At 63.6% G+C, this 17,697-nt stretch carries 15 protein-coding genes and 1 tRNA gene; 11 read left to right on the top strand and 5 right to left on the bottom strand.

Going from position 1 to position 17,697, the window contains the following annotated elements; translation table 11 throughout:
- Positions 1-9 precede the first annotated feature (9 nt).
- Positions 10-85 (top strand) — tRNA-Glu (locus tag ACG33_RS04315).
- 6 nt (positions 86-91) lie between these two features.
- Here the strand turns inward: ACG33_RS04315 and ACG33_RS04310 are convergent.
- Together ACG33_RS04310 and ACG33_RS04305 are read right to left on the bottom strand one after the other, a co-directional pair.
- A complete protein-coding gene (locus ACG33_RS04310) occupies positions 92-1,021 on the bottom strand; it encodes a DNA-processing protein DprA (protein ID WP_066922803.1) in 930 nt (309 codons plus the stop codon).
- A 115-nt stretch (positions 1,022-1,136) separates the two neighbouring features.
- On the bottom strand, positions 1,137-1,739 hold the full coding sequence (locus ACG33_RS04305) for a 3'-5' exonuclease family protein (protein ID WP_066919009.1): 603 nt from the start codon (positions 1,737-1,739) through the stop codon (positions 1,137-1,139).
- 107 nt (positions 1,740-1,846) lie between these two features.
- Between ACG33_RS04305 and ACG33_RS04300 the strand changes: the two genes are divergently transcribed.
- From ACG33_RS04300 to ACG33_RS04270, 6 genes are all read left to right on the top strand, one after another.
- The gene (locus ACG33_RS04300; protein WP_066919007.1) at positions 1,847-2,329 is read left to right on the top strand and encodes a winged helix-turn-helix transcriptional regulator; all 483 of its coding nucleotides are present in this window, start codon (positions 1,847-1,849) and stop codon (positions 2,327-2,329) included.
- Between the two features lie 233 nt (positions 2,330-2,562).
- Positions 2,563-3,360, top strand: a complete 798-nt coding sequence (locus ACG33_RS04290; protein WP_157071663.1) for a hypothetical protein — start codon at positions 2,563-2,565, stop codon at positions 3,358-3,360.
- A gap of 770 nt (positions 3,361-4,130) precedes the next feature.
- Entirely contained in the window at positions 4,131-4,922 is a 792-nt protein-coding gene (locus ACG33_RS04285; RefSeq protein WP_083536439.1) for an ABC transporter ATP-binding protein, read from the top strand.
- Entirely contained in the window at positions 4,915-5,649 is a 735-nt protein-coding gene (locus tag ACG33_RS04280; RefSeq protein ID WP_066919001.1) for an ABC transporter permease subunit, read from the top strand. The genes ACG33_RS04285 and ACG33_RS04280 overlap by 8 nt, the downstream gene beginning before the upstream one ends.
- Positions 5,650-5,651: 2 nt before the next feature.
- Positions 5,652-7,595, top strand: coding sequence for a GldG family protein (locus ACG33_RS04275; RefSeq protein ID WP_066918999.1), 1,944 nt, complete (start codon positions 5,652-5,654; stop codon positions 7,593-7,595).
- Positions 7,596-7,621: 26 nt separating this feature from the next.
- Complete coding sequence (locus ACG33_RS04270) at positions 7,622-8,773, top strand: DUF4340 domain-containing protein (protein WP_066918997.1); 1,152 nt, start codon at positions 7,622-7,624, stop codon at positions 8,771-8,773.
- A 65-nt stretch (positions 8,774-8,838) separates the two neighbouring features.
- Here the strand turns inward: ACG33_RS04270 and ACG33_RS04265 are convergent, their stop codons facing one another.
- Genes ACG33_RS04265 through lptF form a run of 3 tightly spaced genes read right to left on the bottom strand, consistent with a single transcriptional unit; the run spans position 8,839 to position 11,512 of the window.
- Positions 8,839-9,312: an RDD family protein gene (locus tag ACG33_RS04265; RefSeq protein ID WP_066918995.1), complete on the bottom strand. Its 474-nt coding sequence runs from the start codon at positions 9,310-9,312 to the stop codon at positions 8,839-8,841.
- Entirely contained in the window at positions 9,309-10,379 is a 1,071-nt protein-coding gene (gene lptG, locus ACG33_RS04260) for an LPS export ABC transporter permease LptG (RefSeq protein ID WP_066918993.1), read from the bottom strand. Before lptG ends, ACG33_RS04265 begins: the two co-directional genes overlap by 4 nt.
- A complete protein-coding gene (gene lptF, locus ACG33_RS04255) occupies positions 10,376-11,512 on the bottom strand; it encodes an LPS export ABC transporter permease LptF (RefSeq protein ID WP_066918991.1) in 1,137 nt (378 codons plus the stop codon). The genes lptG and lptF overlap by 4 nt, the downstream gene beginning before the upstream one ends.
- A 293-nt stretch (positions 11,513-11,805) precedes the next feature.
- Here lptF and ACG33_RS04250 point away from each other — a divergent pair, with 293 nt between their 5' ends.
- The 4 genes from ACG33_RS04250 to ACG33_RS04235 all read left to right on the top strand — a co-directional run bounded on the left by ACG33_RS04250 (position 11,806) and on the right by ACG33_RS04235 (position 17,682).
- A complete protein-coding gene (locus ACG33_RS04250; protein ID WP_066918989.1) occupies positions 11,806-13,290 on the top strand; it encodes a leucyl aminopeptidase in 1,485 nt (494 codons plus the stop codon).
- 6 nt (positions 13,291-13,296) lie between these two features.
- Positions 13,297-13,728: a DNA polymerase III subunit chi gene (locus tag ACG33_RS04245; protein ID WP_066918987.1), complete on the top strand. Its 432-nt coding sequence runs from the start codon at positions 13,297-13,299 to the stop codon at positions 13,726-13,728.
- Between the two features lie 101 nt (positions 13,729-13,829).
- The gene (locus tag ACG33_RS04240) at positions 13,830-16,724 is read left to right on the top strand and encodes a valine--tRNA ligase (protein WP_066922801.1); all 2,895 of its coding nucleotides are present in this window, start codon (positions 13,830-13,832) and stop codon (positions 16,722-16,724) included.
- Position 16,725: 1 nt separating this feature from the next.
- The gene (locus tag ACG33_RS04235; RefSeq protein WP_083536437.1) at positions 16,726-17,682 is read left to right on the top strand and encodes an AAA family ATPase; all 957 of its coding nucleotides are present in this window, start codon (positions 16,726-16,728) and stop codon (positions 17,680-17,682) included.
- The last annotated feature ends 15 nt before the right edge of the window (positions 17,683-17,697 follow it).

The following is a 17,697-nucleotide window of genomic DNA, read 5'->3' as shown; positions in this document are numbered from 1 at the left end:
TCGATCTGCGCTCCCATCGTCTAGAGGCCCAGGACACAGCCCTCTCAAGGCTGGTACGGGGGTTCGAATCCCCCTGGGAGCGCCATACAAATCAGTGACTTAGTGGGATGCGGGCCTCAACCGCCCGCGCCGCAAGATGCGCCCTGATTTCGTCGAAATCGGACACTCGGATAGCGCCTTTTTCCAGGTATCTGGCCGGCCATGTCAGCTCAGAATTCTCGAAGCAGCTATTCAGGATAAACAGCTTGCGCCCCTGCTGGATCGCATGCCGAGCCTGAATCAGCGCGCCCGACCTGTCTCCCGCTGCCACGATGACGGTCGCATCCGTCAGTGCCGACATGGTCGCATTGCGCTCGGGAAACCATCGATCGCGCCTCAATCCCTGGCGTGAATGACGCACGACCGGCACCTGGCTGATGATCAGGAATTCATCGGCTATGCGTCGCTGCAACTGCCGATTCTCCGGCGGATAGCAGGAGGTAATCGGCGTGCCCAGCACGGCGAGCGTTCGCCCGCCTGCATTCAGGGCCGCCTTGTGTGCGCATGTATCGATGCCCCGCGCCAATCCCGACACCACGGTGAAATCATCCGCGACGAAGCGGCGCGCCAGCTGTTCGGCTCGTTTCACTGCCTTGGCGGAGGGATGGCGTGTCCCGACGATCGCCACGCAGCGTGAACGGACGATGTCCCAACGGCCCTGAAAGTAGAGCAGTTCGACCGGATGGCGGGCGTCGCGCAATCCCTCCGGATACTCCCCCGCGCCATGTACACGAATGCCGAAGTGCCCGATGCCCGCCGCCCGAATCATCTCGAGCGCCATTAGCGCATACCGCTGCGCCGTCGACGGCGGCACGAAATCCGACGGCAGGGACTCCGGATGCCTCTGGAACATCGCTGCCAGGGTCTTGAAGCTCGTCCCCTCTTTGGCCCAGAGCGCCTCGTAGGCCCCTAGCTCCCGCGCCGGCATGATCGCGCGGGCCTGAAAATCCGCAGCGGATGCTTGAGATGCCAGATCTTGCATGAACTCACACATCCCGAAAGACGAGACTGTATCAATATACAGTCTCATGCCCCGTTCGACAATCGAGACGAGGCACGGCGGCACCCCTGCCGCTCCGGCACCGGGCAGGACGGACTCATTCCCCCGGTCCGGTCACGATCGGCACACTCAGGCCGTCCGCGGCAGTGTTGGCGCGATTCTCCCTGAGCATGTTGCAGAACAACGCTCCCTGCTCGATGGCATCATCGAGCGCGACATGGGTGTGCGCCAAGGGATCGAACCAGCGCGCAGGCATGGTTTTCTTGGACACCCGCCGAAAATCCTTTTTCAGCATCGCCATGGCGAAGGATTTGATGTCCAGGGCGGAGAAGCCGAAGGGGCTCTCGCCGACGAAGCGTATCAAATACCAGTAGACGAACAGGAAATCGAAGCCGGCGGGATAGGCGACGAACACGGCCTTCCCCGGCAGCGCCCTGATCCAGGCAACGTAGCGCTTCATCGCTGTTGCCGGATCCTCCAGATCCTTCCGGCAGGCCGCCCATGCCTCGGGCTGAGTGGCCCACCATGCCGCTGTCCGCGGGTGCGCATTTGCACCCGGCAAGGTCTGCAGATTTACCGAGAACGTGGATAACCGTTGCTTGTCGGCAAGATAGGCGGCGGAACCCAGGCTGAGCATGGAATGCGGCCCCGGAATAGGACCGTCCGTCTCGACATCCGTGCTGATATAGATTTCGTTCATGACAAACCCGCTGACAGTAGATACAGCCCATTCATTGAAAATTAACAGGGAATTTCCAGTATCATTTTTACCGCTACCGTAAAATTCCACTATACGGGCCTTCTGTCATGCCGGACCCCGGATCACGCTCCCTCGATCGCACCGACCGCAGGATCCTCGACATCCTGCAGCGCGACGGCCGTATATCGATGACGGAACTGGCCGAGCGGATCGGCTTGTCGGCGACGCCCTGCACCGAGCGGGTACGCCGCCTGGAACGCACCGGTGTCATCTCCGGCTATTACGCCCGCATCTCGCCTCGAGCCCTGGGCCGTCCGCTACTGGTGTTCCTGGAAATCAATCTATCGGCCAAGTCCGGCGATGCCTTCGACAAGGTAAAAAAAGAACTGCTGAACATAGCGGAGATCCTGGAATGCCATCTGGTGTCGGGCGAATTCGACTATCTGGTCAAGGCGCGCATCTCCGCAATGTCGGCCTATCGCCAGTTGCTGGGCGAGATCCTCAAGCGCCTGCCCGCCTCCGCGCAGACACGCAGCTACGTGGTGATGGAAGAGATCAAGGAAACCCTGGCGCTGCCCATCGACGCCTAGCCTCAGGCGAAAAGCCGGCAGCCGGCCGCATCCGACATGTCATCCATGCACCCATTCCGCATGACCCGCTCCCCGGCCGTTCCATCCCGGACGATCCGCTCCCCCGCCGTGCCATCCTCGCTCGCCCATCCGTCACACGGTGGCCGCTCGCCGCTCATCCTCGCCGCCTGTCGGGAGGCATGCCCGCGTGACGGCGGCTTGTGCATAATGGACGCTTCTTCCTGGAGCCTGCGATGACCCCAGCGGACCGGCGTATCAAGGAACTGATCGACAAGTGGCTCGCGAGCATCGATCTTCATCTGAAGTACGTCGAGCTCGGCGACACCGACTATGCGCATGTGCAGCCTTGGCCGAAGCATGACCGCCCGACGCGCTGGGTACTGGAAGTGGCGCGTCAGAAAATACTGGAGCTGCAGGCTCACGCGGAATCCCGCCGCAACATGAATGATGCCAAATTCGCCGAATCACTGGAGCTGATGGCATTCCTGGCAAATCTCGTCGGCATTCAGCACATCCAGCGCTTCATTCCGCTGGCCGGCGCGCACCCCGGACAACAAGAAGAACCGTCGGTATCTGCATCGAGCCTGACGCTCGAAGCACCCGGGATCGCCGCGACACGGCCGGTGCGCTCGGTGGGCGATGACACGACACGGGAAATGCCGCGCCTGACACGCGCCGCCGGCATGCCGGCGGCCGCGCCGGTCGCTCCCGAAAAAAAACGGGAAAAGGATCCCGGAAAAAATCCCGGCGGATCCACCGGTGCATTGCCACCGGGCAGTCCAGCATCCAAGGTTCCGGTGAAGTCCAACTCCACGAAGACCGTTGCCACGAAGACTCACGCAACGAGCACCCCCGCCGATATGAGGGACAGGATCATTGCCGATGCCGTGCGCCTGCTGAAATGGGGCAGACCCTGGCATGAACTCGCCGAGCTGATCGCACGCATCGCCGAGCGTCCGCCGGTGGGCGAGGTGCGCAAGATCCTGCGTGCCAACAAGAGCGATATCGAAGCCAAGACGGCACTGCGCTGAGCCGATGGTAGCGCCGCCTTCCTCTGCTCTGGCTCGCCGGCCGTCAGCGTCGAGCAGGGTGAGGAATCGAACAGGCCGGGAGGCGGAAAAATCGAGCCGCCTGGCTACCGAGCGACCTGGCGGCGGCAAGAACCGGGCCGGCTGGGAGGAGTAAAAAGCCGAAAAAAAAGGCCGGGAATCTTGCGATAACCCGGCCAATCAGGGGGATTCGAGCTAAACCCCGACGTCACCGACCACCCGTCCCAAGGGACCGGATGTCAGCGGCTCGTCGGCGCCACAGCATTCGGTGACATGAAATATGAGGTCGAAAGGATCTGCTTCAAGTCTCGCCCGGAATCTTTTTCGATTCCTTGCAAAAAAGGCGTCCTTGCAAAAAAACGAAGCAGCCGGTCGTCCTGGGTCTTTCAGCCTGCCCCGGGATTCCTTCACGAACGGCCATCATGGATGGACCGCCATCGCACGATTGCACGCTCGCCGACCCCGCAAGCGCCATCCGGCCAGGACGCAAGTCGAGACGCAATATTATGCGCACCGCTCGCGCCGCGACATTAAAAGTCATTCATGCATCGGCTCTCTGGCCCCGATGGCTTGAAAATCAAAACTTTCCTGGCCCAGAATTCCCGCCGCCAGGCGGACACTGCAGCCGACCGCAGCATGACCTGTCGCCGAGCGCGAGACAGGCATGAACGCGCAGCGCCCCTTGGCAAGTCCGGAACCGAGGCGCCGCAGCGCAGTCTGAAAACACTCTCGTGAAGGGGTAGACCCGCAAGATGATCGAGATCAACCATCTCTCCAAGCGCTACGGTGCGCTGACCGCGGTGGACGACATTTCGTTCAATGTCGAGGCCGGACAGGTTCTCGGTTTTCTAGGCCCGAACGGCGCCGGCAAGTCGACCACCATGAAAATGATCACGGGCTTCCTGACGCCCACGTCAGGTTCCGTTCGGGTGTGCGGTCACGACGTGGAGGCCGCGCCGCTGGCGGCCAAGGCCTGCATGGGCTATCTGCCCGAGGGCGCGCCCTCCTATGCGGAAATGACGGTGCGCGCCTTCCTGGATTTCATCGCCGACATCCGTCGCCTGTCCGCCGGCTTGCGCCGCGCCCGCCTCGACGACGTCATCCAGCGTCTTGCCCTGGAGAGCGTCATGGAACAGATGATCGAGACTCTTTCCAAGGGCTTCAAGCGCCGTGTCGGCCTGGCACAGGCGCTGCTGCACGATCCGCGGGTCCTCATTCTCGATGAACCCACCGATGGCCTGGATCCGAACCAGAAGCATCAGGTACGCACGCTCATCAACGACATGTCGAAAGACAAGATCATCGTGATCTCGACCCACATCCTGGAGGAAGTCGACGCCGTGTGTAATCGCGCGATCATTATCGCCGGCGGACGCATTCTTGCCGATGACACGCCGGAGGGCCTGGCCGCCCGGGCGCCCAGCGGCCGGCTCGACGACATCTTCCGGCAGATCACCTTGAATACGCCCGGGACGGATACGGATATACCCGGCAAGACACCCGGCGCCGGCCGCCGGGATGCACGGGAGAGCGCCCATGCATAATGCCATGACGGTCTTTCGCCGCGAGTTCGCCAGCTACTTCGCCACGCCGCTGGCCTTCGTCTTCATCGTCATCTTCCTGACGCTGGCAGGTGCGTTTGCATTCTATCTGGGCGGCTTCTACGAACGCGGCCAGGCCGATCTGGCGCCGTTCTTCACCTACCATCCCTGGCTTTACCTGTTCTTGATTCCCGCGCTGTCGATGCGCCTGTGGGCCGAGGAACGCAAATCCGGCAGCATCGAGTTGCTCATGACCCTGCCGATCACCACCTGGCAGGCGGTCGTCGGCAAATATCTCGCCGCCTGGGCATTTGCCGGCGTGGCTCTGGCCCTGACCTTCCCGATCTGGATCACCGTCAATTACCTGGGCGATCCCGACAACGGCGCGATTTTCGCCGCCTACATCGGCAGCTTCCTGATGGCCGGCGGTTTCATGGCGATCGGCGCCTGCCTGTCCGCCGCCACGCGCAATCAGGTGATCGCATTCATATTCACGGTGGTGATCTGCTTCGGCTTTCTGCTGGCCGGCTTTCCGATGGTATTGAGCCTGTTCGAAGGCTGGGCGCCGCAGGCCTTGGTCGACGCGATCGCTTCGCTGTCGTTCCTGACCCATTTCAGATCGATCTCCAAGGGCGTGATCGACCTGCGTGATCTGCTGTACTTCGGCACCTTGATCATCGCCTGGCTCATCGCCACCACGATCGTACTCGACATGAAAAAGGCCGACTGATCATGACGACCTCCACTCCATCATCCGGCAAGCGCGGCGCCGGAAAGAAAACCTACGGCACATCCGCATTGGTGGCGCTGGCCGTGCTGTTCATCGGCGTCACGATCCTGATCATGTTCTCGCTGCGCGGCGCACGCCTCGATCTGACCGAAAGCAAGCTGTATTCGCTCGCACCGGGGACACAGCGAATCGTCGGCTCGCTGGATGAGCCGATCAATCTCTATTTCTTTTTTTCGCAGGATGCCAGTGTCCAGACGGCACCGTTGCGCACCTATGCTCAACGCGTGCGTGAGATGCTCGAGGAAATGGCGCAGCGCTCCGGCGGCAAGCTGCGCCTGAGCATCATCGACCCCAAGCCTTTTTCCGAGGAAGAAGACCGCGCCGCCGAATTCGGCTTGTCGGCGATGCCGCTCGGCACCCGCGGCGAGTCGCTGTACTTCGGCCTTGCCGGGACCAATTCCACCGATGGGCGCGAAATCATCGGTTTTTTCCTGCCCGACAAGGAGGAATTCCTGGAGTACGACGTCGCCAGCCTGATTTATCGCTTGAGCAACCCCAAGCGCCCCGTCGTGGGATTGATGAGCGCATTGCAGATCGATACCTCCTTCGACCCGGCGAGCGGACGCATGCGCGAAGGCTGGACCAGCATCGCGCAGCTGCGCGAGCAGTTCGAGGTGCGCAACGTGGCCAGCACGACCGAGGAGATCGGCGAAGACATCGACGTGCTGATGATCGTTCATCCCAAGGATCTCGCGCCACGGACCTTGTACGCCATCGATCAGTTCGTCATGCGCGGCGGCAAACTCGCCGTCTTCGTCGACCCCCTGTCCGAGAACGACATGCAGGACGCCGGTATGGGGCCGATGGGCGCAGCCTCGCGCGCCTCCACGCTGGGACCGCTGTTCGAGGCCTGGGGCGTGCAGTACGACCCGGCGCAGGTGCTCGGAGACCGGGAACTCGGCCTGACCGTCGCCATGCGCCAGGGCGAAGCACCCTCGCAGCACATCGCGATCATCGGCTTCAACCGCGGCAGCATGAATCCCGAGGACGTAGTGACCTCCTCGCTGGACAGCATCAACGTCATGACAGCGGGTTTCCTGGGCAGGCGGGAGGGCGCGACGATCGAACTGGAGCCCTTGATCCAGTCCAGCGCCAACGCCGCGCCGCTGGCCGCCCTGCAGCTGGCGTTCATGCAGGACAGCCGCTCGCTGCTCGATGGCTTCAAGGCCACGGGTGAGCGTTATATCGTGGCGGCACGCGTGCGCGGCAAGCTTGAATCGGCCTATCCGGAAGGCAGGCCGGCAGCCGGCGAGACAACGACACCGGAGACGGACACCGCGCCGGGCGCCCCGCATCGAACCGAATCTGCCGATGCCGCAAACCTGATCATCGTGGCCGATACCGATATCCTGTCCGACCCCCTGTGGGTGCGCACTCAGAACGTGTTCGGCCAGCGAGTCGCAATGGCCTGGGCCAACAATGGCGATTTCCTGGCGAACGCGCTCGACAACCTCACCGGCAGCAGCGATTTGATCAGCATCCGCGGCCGTCAAAGCTTCTTTCGTCCCTTCACGAAGGTGGAGGAGTTGCGCCGCCGCGCCGATGATCGGCTGCGCGCCAAGGAAACGGAGCTGGATCGGGAATTGAAGGACACCGAGCGAAAACTGTCCGAACTGGAAGCCGGACGCGGCAGCCAGAACGCACTGATGTTTACGCCCGAGCAGGAAGCGGAGTTGGAACGCTTCCAGCATGAGCGGCTGCGCATCCGTAAGGATCTGCGCGACGTGCGCCGCAACCTCGATGTGGAAATCGAGCGGCTCGGTACCGTGCTGAAGGTACTGAACATCGCGCTCATCCCCGCGCTGCTGGCAATCGGCGCCGTCGCACTGACGATTGCGCGCCGCCGCCGGCTGCGCGCGGGCCGCGCGGCCGTGCACACGGGCTGATACCCCGAAACAGGGAGGCGCATCCGATGACTTCGAAAAAACTCCTGCTGCTGTCGTTCGCGGCGATCCTGGCGATCGCCGCCGGCCTGTGGCTCGCCGGGCGGCAGATATCCTCCGGTGGCAGCGCCCAGGGCCTGCTCTATCCACACCTCAAACAGCAGCTCGATGCCGTATCCACCGTACGCTTGTTCGCAGCAGGCGATACGCTCGCCGTCGAACTGACACGCCGGGACGATCCTGGAACGGCATCGCCGCAAGCGACGGACGCTCACCAGGACGATGCGCCGGCATCGGATGTGCGCAGAGGCATGCATTGGGGCGTCGCGCAGCGCGCGGGCTATCCTGTCGATGGCACCAGGCTGCGCAAACTTCTGTTGAGCATCGCCGCGGCAAAGATCGTCGAGGAAAAAACCTCCGATCCCGAACGATATGCCAGCCTGGGCGTTCAGGATCTCGATGCCGCCCATGCCGAGGGCATGCGCATCCAGATCGATCCCGGAGCGGTGAACCTGATCGTGGGCAAACGCGGTGCCGGCGCCCAGTCGTATTACGTTCGGCACGCGGGCGAGCCGCAAAGCTGGCTCATCGACGCCGCCATCGACGTTCCGGCCACACCCGCGGACTGGCTGCACAAGGATCTGCTCGACGTGTCCGCCGACCGCATCCAGTCCGCGGCCGTGACTCGCCGAGGAACACAAACCTATACGGCCTCGAAGGCGGCTCGGACGGACACCGATTTCAAGGTCGAGGGACTGCCTCGGGGCAAGAAGCTCGGTTCAGCCTCCGTGGCGAATTCCGCCGCCACCGCGCTGACCGGCCTGACGCTCAACGATGTACAGCCGGCCACCGCATTTACAGCCGGCGCCGCCGATGCGCATGCCGAATTCAGAACCTTCGACGGGCTGATCGTCGGCCTGGACGGCTGGCGGCGCGATGACCGGCGCTTCATCGCGGCGCGGATCTCTTTCGATCCGCAACAGGCGGCCCGCTTCGCGCCGGCAAACGCCTCGGATACGGGCTCACCCGAGACTCGGCCGGCCGGCGATCCGATCGACAACGATGAGATCGCCCGGCAAGCGCAGGCCCTGCAAGCCAGGCTCGCCGGCTGGGTCTATGAGATTCCCGATTACAAGTACGAGAGCATCTTCAGGCCGGCCGAGGAACTGCTGGCGAAGTAACCATTCCCCGGCAAAGCTCCCCGGCACCCCTTCCGGCAAAACCATGCGCTCCCGCCCGACTGCGCTCAGCGCTTGGGCAACACGCACACCCGCGTGCGGGACCAGCGATCATGCCAGGCGAGCCGGTCGCGATCGATCCAGATCCAGAAATAGCCCAGCCCCAGCAGACCCAGGGAAATCGTGGCGCCTGCCAGGCGCAGCAATGCATCCCTCCAGCCGATCGGCCGGCCGTCCATGCGCTGCAGTTTCAGGCGCCACGCCATCATCCCCAAGGTCTGTCCGCGGCGCGTCCAGAACAGGCCGAAGAAGCCCGCGGTCATCGACACCAGCAGACCTTGATAGACATACTCGAAGATGCCCACGCGCTCGGCACTGATCGGCTCTCCGTCCAGCGGTATCATCAACAGGGCCGTCACGACCATCAGCAAGGCGATCACCACCAGCGAGTCGTACAGCATGGCGCCGAAGCGGCGCGTGACGCCGGCCGAATCCCGAGCCCGGGATGGCGCCGCAGAGGCACGGGGACTTGGCGGATTCATCGCAGGCGTGCCATGGCGATGACGGTGATCAACATCAGCACCACGGTCGGAATCCAGGCGATGGCCAGCGGCGGCAGATTGAACAGCGCTCCGCCGTTTTCCAGCAGCTTCGCCAGCAGGAAAAAACCGACACCGATCATGATCCCGACCACGGTTCTCACGCCCGTTCCGATCGAGCGCATCGGACCGAAGGCAAAGGGCACCGCCAGCACCACAATGATCGCCACTGCGGCGATCCGCGCGATACGCGCCCAGAACGCCGTCTCATACGCACTCGAGTCCAGTCCATTCGCCCGCAGGTGATGCATGTAGTTGAGCAGCCCCCGGCTGCTGAGCTCTTCGGCGTCCAGTACCGCCAGGCCCAGGAACTCCGGTGACAGCCCGGTTTCGATTTCCGCAGCCGCCTGCTGCGAGGCGACGACTCGATCGTCCTCGAGACGCGACTCACGGAAATTTTCCAGGCGCCAGCGATTGTCGGCATCGATACTGGCACTGCCGGCCTGACCCACGCTGCGCAGGCGGCGCTGCGCATCGAACTGGAAGACGTATACCCCTCCATAGCGATTGTCGCCGGCCTGCTGGCGCACCGAGAACACCGCATTGCCATCCTTCGCCCAGGCGCTGCGATTGTCCGTCAGGCTGTAATCCTGAAATTTCTCGAAGGTTTTCATGCGCCGGCCGTATTGTTCCATCTGCGGCGCCACGAAGTCGCCGAGCAGCCCCGTCAGCAGCATCAGGATGACGCCGGCGCCGGCCACCCAGGCGCCGATACGCAGCGTTGAAACTCCGGCGGCACGCACCACGATCAGTTCCATCGAGCGCGCCAGATTGCCCAGCGCCAGCAGCGCCCCGATCAACGCGCCGATCGGCAACAGATCGAAGGCGTATTTCGGCAGCTTCAGTCCCACGTACAGCAAGGCATGCTGGAGCGTGTACGTACCCACGCCGATGTCGTCCTGTTCGGTAATGAACAGATACAGGCTGCTCAAGGCCAGCAATACCAGCATGACCAGCAGCGTATGGCCGATGATCGCGCGCCTCAGGTAGCGGGCCAGGATCGGCCTCATGCCGTCACCGCGGCGGTGCGCGTCCGTCCCGGCGGATTCTCGCGCACCAGCAGCCACAACGACACGCACAACGCGATGGCATGTACCCACCACAGCCCCGCGAAGCGCGGCGCCACATCGCTCTCCACCCAGGTACGCGCCGCCGCCAGCAGTTGCGAATACACGAAATACACCAGGATCGCGATGCCGATGCGTCCGAAACGGCTCTGCCGCGGCCGCAGGCGCGACAAGGGCACTGCCAGCAGCATCAGGATCAACGCCAACAGCGGCGTGGACATGCGCCATTGCAATTCGGCCCGATCCTCGGCCGAGTGCGACTGCAGCAGTTCCCGCGTCGGCTTCATCTCCGCCTTGCGGCTTGCTCCGCCCGGTGCCGCCATGCGCAGCGGGATGCCTCCCTCGGCGAACCGCATGATCCTGAACTCCCCGCTACCGGGCACACCCTCATAACGTTCACCGTCAAAGAGCACGAAGGTCTGCTCGGCCTGCCCCACTCCGCGCTGCTCGGCCCTATCCGCGACCCAGACCTCCATGCGCCCGCCGTCGGCCGGCGCACCGGCACCCTTGCCGGCATGGCCGGCCTCTTCCTGGGTCCGATCGACGAATATATTGACGTTGTGCAGGATGCCCTGGTCATCGACACGCTCCGCATAGAACACGATGTTGCCGCCGCCGAAAGTACGAAATCGGCCCGGTTCCAGCGCCCCGAACTGCGCCTCCTGCAGCGCCTCCATACGGATGCTTCGGGCCCGCGCCATCGCCTCCGGGATCGCCCAAAACGATAGCCATACCAGCAGCGCTGCGATGATTGCGCCGAGTATGGCAATGGGACGAAACAAACCCGCCGGGCCGACTCCGCAGGACTGGATCGCCGTCATTTCGCTCTCATGGTACAGCCGCCCCAACGCCAGCATGATGGCCAGAAAAAAACCGATCGGCACGATCACGGTCAAGTAGCCTGCCGACGTCAAGGCGATCAGCGACAACACCACGCCGCGCGGAAAATCGTTCGCCGCCGCCTGCGACAGGACGCGCGCAAGCTGATTGGACAACAGGATCACCAGCAGCACGGCCGTGACTGCGATCCAGGTCAGAGTGACTTCCCGAAAGATGTAGCGATCCAGCGTACGCAACGAATGAATCCTGCAACGAAACCTGGCCGGCCAACGCTCAGCGGCAGGACGCCGGCACCCTTGTACCGGCGGGACCGGCAAACATACCGGCGAACACACACGAGCACCCGTTTCACGAGCATCCATGAGCGCCTCGAGATCCATCGCCGGCCTTTCTGCCGCAAGGAAGGCCGCGCAAGGACGGCCGTGCAAGGACGGCGATGCGAGGACGGCGAGCATAGCAGCGAATGCGGTAGACTACGGCATCGTCAAACGAAAATCGCTCGCCGCTGGCATCGTTACGAGGCAGGTTCATGGATTTTTTCGTCAGCTCCACCGCTGTTTCCCGGCAACGTACCGACTGCGCCATCGTCGGCGTATACGACAAGGGCATCCTGTCTTCGGCCGCCGAAGACCTGGATCGGCGCATCGGCGGGCGTATCGCCAGCCTGATCAAGCAGGGTGATCTGTCCGGCAAGAGCGGCGAGAGCCTGCTGCTGACAGACCTGGACGGTGCTCCCTGCCGGCGCATCATCGTCATGGGCCTCGGCGTTCGTGATGCCTTCAAGCGCCAGCAGTACCGCAAGGCCTTGAGCGGCGCGCTGGCGCTGCTGGCACGCACCGGCGCGCGCGATGCCGTCAGCTACCTGGGGCTGGAAGCGCCCGGCGATGCCGACACCTATGCCCTGGCACGCACGGCGGTCGAGGTCGCGGCGAATTCCCAGTATCACATTCCGGATCACAAGACCGGCGAGAAGCGCCGCAAGCCCAGCCTGGTTCGCTTCGGCCTGGCGGTCGCCGGCCGCGGTCAGCGCAACGATGCCGAGCGCGCCATCGCCCACGGCAAGGGCATCGTGGCCGGAATGTCGCTGATGCGCGATCTGGCCAACCAGCCCGCCAGCGTCTGCACCCCCGCCTACCTGACCAAGGCCGCCAGAGCGCTGGCGGGTCAGCATCGCAATCTGAATGCGCGCATCTTGACCGAGGCCGAATGCCGCCGGCTGAAGATGGGCGCCTTCTTGTCGGTCACCGCCGGTACCGAGCAGCCTGCCTATCTAATCGTGCTCGAATATCACGGTGCCCCCCGCAGCCAGGCGCCCATCGCCTTGATAGGCAAGGGCATCACCTTCGACACCGGCGGCATTTCGCTCAAGCCGCCGGCAGCCATGGACGAAATGAAATTCGATATGAGCGGCGCCGCCAGCGTGTTCGGCGCCTTCAAGGCCGTGGCGACGCTCGGCCTGCCGATCAACCTGGTCGGCGTCATCCCGACTTGCGAGAACATGCCCAGCGGCAGCGCCACCAAACCCGGCGATATCGTCACCAGCATGTCGGGACAGACGATCGAAGTACTCAATACCGACGCCGAAGGCCGTCTGATCCTGTGCGATGCCATCACCTATGCGCGCCGTTTCAAGCCCAGGGCAGTGATCGATATCGCCACGTTGACGGGCGCCTGCGTGATTGCGCTCGGCAATCACTACTGCGGTTTGTTCAGCAACGACGATGAACTGGCCGCCGCTCTGGAGCAGGCCGGCCGGCGCGCCGAGGATCGCGCCTGGCGCATGCCGACCAGCGAGGAATACCTCGAGGCGCTCAAGAGCAACTTTGCCGATTTCGCCAACGTCGGCGGACGCGAGGCCGGCGCCATTACCGCCGCCTGCTTCCTGGGAAAATTCACCGCGGGGCTGAAGTGGGCGCATCTGGACATCGCCGGTATCGCTTACCAGAGCGGCGCCCAGAAAGGCAGCACCGGCCGGCCCGTACCCCTGCTGGTGGATTACCTGCTGAGTCAGTGATGTCCGATGAGCCGGGTCGACTTCTATATCCTGTCACAGGCGCAGTCCGAGACACGTCTGCTACAGGCCTGCCGGCTGGCCGAACACGCCGCGGCGCAAACCCGCCGCGTCTATGTGCAAACGGCCTCCACTGCCGAGGCACGCCAGCTCGATGAACTGCTGTGGTCGTTTCGGGACGGCAGCTTCCTGCCCCACGAAATCTACGCCGGCACGGCGCCCTCCCATACCCGCGTCCTGGTTCTGCTGGGTGACATGCCCGCGCCCCGCTCGCACCGCCAGCTGCTCATCAACCTGAGGGATGCCCTGCCGGAGAAACTCGAGGACTACGAGCATATCGCCGAGATCGTCGCACTCGACCCCGAACACAAGCGTCTGGCGCGCGAGCGCTACAAGCAATATCGCGAGCGCGGCTGTACCCTGGAATCACATCATCTGTAGGGTTCCGGTGCCCGGTCACGCCGGGTTCCGGACGCATCCCCTATACTTGCCTTTGCTGCATCCCGTCACCTTTGCCGCGCCCGCCGGCGGCCCATCGCCTCATGCAAAAGACCTACGACCCCAAGGACATCGAACAACGTCTATACCGGCACTGGGAGGCCCATGGCTGGTTCAAGCCCGCGGGCCAGGGCAAACCCTACTGCATCGTCATTCCGCCGCCCAACGTCACCGGCACCTTGCACATGGGGCATGCGTTCCAGCACACCCTCATGGATGCCCTTACCCGGCTGCACCGCATGGAGGGGGACCAGACGTTGTGGCAACCCGGCACCGATCATGCCGGCATCGCCACCCAGATGGTGGTGGAGCGCCAGCTCAACGCTACCGGCCAGCAGCGCCGCGATCTAGGCCGCGAAGCCTTCATCGAGCGGGTATGGGAATGGAAGGCCCAGTCCGGCAATACGATCTGTCATCAGGAACGGCGCCTGGGCAACTCGGTGGACTGGTCGCGCGATCGCTTCACGATGGATGAAGGCCTGTCGCAGGCCGTCACCGAAGTATTCGTGCGCCTGCACCAGGAAGGCCTGATCTATCGCGGCAAGCGCCTGGTGAACTGGGACCCGGTATTGCATACGGCCTTGTCCGACCTGGAAGTGCTTGCCGAGCCGGAGCAGGGGCATTTATGGCATTTTCGCTATCCGCTCGCCGAGCCGCTCGCGGACGGCACGACCTATCTGGTGGTCGCCACCACCCGTCCCGAGACCATGCTGGGCGACACCGCGGTGGCGGTCCATCCGCGGGACGAGCGCTATCGTCACCTGGTCGGCAAGCAGATCCGCCTGCCGCTCGCCGGACGCCTGATCCCGATCGTCGCCGACGACTATGTCGATCCCGCCTTCGGCTCCGGCTGCGTCAAGATCACGCCCGGTCACGACTTCAACGACTACGAATTAGGCAAGCGCCACGACCTGCCGCTGATCAACATTCTCGACGCCAGCGCCAACCTCAACGACAACGTACCGCCCGCCTATCGAGGCCTGGAACGCTACGAGGCCCGCAAGCGCATCGTCGCCGATCTGCAGGCCCTGGGCCTGCTGGACAAGATCGACGATCACACCCTGCAAGTGCCGCGCGGCGATCGCAGCGGCGCCGTGCTGGAACCCTGGCTCACCGATCAATGGTATGTGCGCATCGGACCGCTGGCGCAGCCCGCGATCCAAGCAGTCGAGGATGGACGCATTCGCTTCGTCCCCGAGAACTGGAGCAAGACCTATTTCCAGTGGATGCACAACATCCAGGACTGGTGCATCAGCCGCCAGCTGTGGTGGGGTCATCAGGTCCCTGCCTGGTACGACGAGCAGGGCGATGTCTATGTGGCTCGCAGCGAAGCCGAAGCCCTGGCTCAGGCACGAGAAAAAAAAGGCCTGCCGCCCGAGAAAACCGTTGCGCTGCGCCGCGACGAGGATGTGCTGGACACCTGGTTTTCCTCGGCGCTATGGCCGTTCTCCACGCTGGGCTGGCCCCAGGAAACGACCGAGCTGAAAACCTTCTATCCGACCAGCGTGCTGGTCACCGGCTTCGACATCATTTTCTTCTGGGTCGCGCGCATGATCATGATGGGCATGAAGTTCGCCGGCGACGTCCCGTTTCACGAGGTATACATCACCGGCCTGATTCGCGACGAGAACGGCGACAAGATGTCCAAGTCCAAAGGCAATGTGATCGATCCGCTCGATCTGATCGACGGCATCTCGCTGGAGGAACTGATCGCCAAGCGCACCACCGGGTTGATGCAGCCGCATCTTCGGGACAAGATCGAAAAAGCCACCCGCAAGCGCTTCCCGGAAGGCATCCCCGCTTACGGCACCGATGCGCTGCGTTTCACGTTCTGCGCACTTGCAACCATGGGCCGCGATATCCGCTTCGACCTGGGGCGCATCGACGGCTATCGCCATTTCTGCAACAAGCTGTGGAATGCCGCGCGCTACGTGCTCATGAATGTCGAAGACACGACCGGCGCCTCGGCCGCTCCTTCAATCGACCAGCAATCGGCCGGTCCCTGGAGCCAAACACCGGCCGGGGAATCGGCCACGGGCCGGGATCGGGACCAGGCACGGACGCCGTATCAATACACGCTTGCGGATCGCTGGATCCGCTCACGCCTGGGTGCGACCATTCAGGAAGTGCGCGCACGCCTGGCCGACTATCGCTTCGATCTGGCGGCGCAGGCGCTTTACGAGTTCGCCTGGTACGAATACTGCGATTGGTACCTGGAACTCAGCAAACCGATGCTGCAGAGCGAACATGCCGCCGAGGCGCAGAAACAGGGTACGCGACGCACGCTGCTGGAAGTCCTCGAAGCCTATCTGCGTCTGCTGCATCCCATGATGCCGTTCATCACCGAGGAAATCTGGCAAGCCGCGATGCCGGCAACCGGGGAGCGCCCGCCGACCATCATGCTGCAGCCCTATCCGCACATTACCGACTTTCCGCGCGACGAGGCGGCCGAGCGCGCCATCGCACCGCTCAAGGCAGTCATCCTGGGCGCGCGCCAGATCCGCGGACAGCTGGATGTGCCGCGCTCGCGGCGCATACCGCTGTATGTGCTGGCGCCCACTCCGCAGGACTGGGAACTCATCGAGGCAAACGCCCTGCTGATCCGCCATCTTGCCAACCTCAGCGATCTGCAGGCGATCGCCCACGACAGCGTCCTGCCGCCGACAGCCATGCAGCTGATCGACGGCTACAGCATCCACGCCCCGCTCGCCAGCCTGATCGACGATCCGCAGGCAGAGCTTGCACGCCTTGCCAAGCGCAAGACGAAGGCGCTGCAGGACCTGGCGCGCTGCGAGGCAAAGCTGTCCAATCCGCACTTCGCCGCTCATGCGCCGGCGCATATCATCGAACAGGAACATGGACGCGTGGCGGAATTTCAGCGCGACATCGCGCAGCTGGAAGAACAGGAGCGGCGTGTGGCACTGCTGCAGGAGTCCTGAAATGGACGGCGCGATCCCGACCTTGATCGCCCAGGCCGATCCGGTCGCCCTGGTCGGGGCGACGCTCACCCAGCTCAACCGCATCATCCTGGGCAAGGAACATCAGCTACGCCTGTGCCTGTCTTGTCTGCTGGCGCGGGGCCATCTGCTGATCGAGGATATTCCGGGCGTGGGCAAGACCACGCTGGCGCATGCACTGGCCGAATCCCTCGGGCTGTCCTACCAGCGTATCCAGTTCACCAGCGATCTGCTGCCCGCCGATATCATCGGCGTCTCGATCTTCGATCGCGATGCCGGCGAGTTCCGTTTTCACAAGGGTCCGGTGTTCTCGCAGCTGGTACTGGCCGACGAAGTCAACCGGGCGACGCCGAAGGCGCAAAGCGCCCTGCTGGAGGCGATGGAGGAGCACCAGGTCACCGCCGATGGCCAGACCTATCCGCTGGCTGCGCCTTTTTTCGTGATTGCGACCCAGAATCCCATCTACCAGATCGGCACTCATCCCTTGCCGGAATCCCAGCTCGATCGCTTCCTGATGCGCCTGGAACTCGGCTATCCAGATCCGGCGCTGGAACGGCAACTGCTGATGGGACAGGATCGCCGGGATCTGCTCGCCACCCTCGTTCCCGCTTTGACTCCGCAACAGCTACTGCTGATGCAGACCATGGTGCCGAAGATCCATGTCGCCGACGCCCTGCTCGACTATGTGCAGGCGATCGTGCGCCACACGCGCGAATCGCCGCGCTACGAGGCCGGGCTGTCGCCGCGCGCCGCAATCGCGCTGCTGCGCGCCGCCCAAGCCTGGGCGTTGATCCATGGCCACTCGGGAGTGGTTCCCGAGGATGTCCAGGCCGTGCTGGGCGCCGTCGCCGGGCATCGGCTGAAATTGCGCGACGCCACGGAAACCCTCGGTGCCGCCGCCCTCGGCGAGGAACTGCTCCAGTCCGTGCCGGTGCCTTGAGTCTCCCGAAGCCGA

The organism is Steroidobacter denitrificans, from assembly GCF_001579945.1.
Classification (GTDB): Bacteria; Pseudomonadota; Gammaproteobacteria; order Steroidobacterales; family Steroidobacteraceae; genus Steroidobacter; species Steroidobacter denitrificans.
Note: the sequence above shows the minus strand (reverse complement) of the source record. Positions and strands in the feature narration are given on the sequence as shown.

Bases quoted from the DNA above. Each gene is read 5' to 3' on its own strand.
- ACG33_RS04310 (WP_066922803.1), bottom strand. From the start codon at position 1,021: ATGCAAGATCTGGCATCTCAAGCATCCGCTGCGGATTTTCAGGCCCGC.
- ACG33_RS04305 (WP_066919009.1), bottom strand. From the start codon at position 1,739: ATGAACGAAATCTATATCAGCACGGATGTCGAGACGGACGGTCCTATT.
- ACG33_RS04300 (WP_066919007.1), top strand. From the start codon at position 1,847: ATGCCGGACCCCGGATCACGCTCCCTCGATCGCACCGACCGCAGGATC.
- ACG33_RS04290 (WP_157071663.1), top strand. From the start codon at position 2,563: ATGACCCCAGCGGACCGGCGTATCAAGGAACTGATCGACAAGTGGCTC.
- ACG33_RS04285 (WP_083536439.1), top strand. From the start codon at position 4,131: ATGATCGAGATCAACCATCTCTCCAAGCGCTACGGTGCGCTGACCGCG.
- ACG33_RS04280 (WP_066919001.1), top strand. From the start codon at position 4,915: ATGCATAATGCCATGACGGTCTTTCGCCGCGAGTTCGCCAGCTACTTC.
- ACG33_RS04275 (WP_066918999.1), top strand. From the start codon at position 5,652: ATGACGACCTCCACTCCATCATCCGGCAAGCGCGGCGCCGGAAAGAAA.
- ACG33_RS04270 (WP_066918997.1), top strand. From the start codon at position 7,622: ATGACTTCGAAAAAACTCCTGCTGCTGTCGTTCGCGGCGATCCTGGCG.
- ACG33_RS04265 (WP_066918995.1), bottom strand. From the start codon at position 9,312: ATGAATCCGCCAAGTCCCCGTGCCTCTGCGGCGCCATCCCGGGCTCGG.
- lptG (WP_066918993.1), bottom strand. From the start codon at position 10,379: ATGAGGCCGATCCTGGCCCGCTACCTGAGGCGCGCGATCATCGGCCAT.
- ACG33_RS04250 (WP_066918989.1), top strand. From the start codon at position 11,806: ATGGATTTTTTCGTCAGCTCCACCGCTGTTTCCCGGCAACGTACCGAC.
- ACG33_RS04245 (WP_066918987.1), top strand. From the start codon at position 13,297: ATGAGCCGGGTCGACTTCTATATCCTGTCACAGGCGCAGTCCGAGACA.
- ACG33_RS04240 (WP_066922801.1), top strand. From the start codon at position 13,830: ATGCAAAAGACCTACGACCCCAAGGACATCGAACAACGTCTATACCGG.
- ACG33_RS04235 (WP_083536437.1), top strand. From the start codon at position 16,726: ATGGACGGCGCGATCCCGACCTTGATCGCCCAGGCCGATCCGGTCGCC.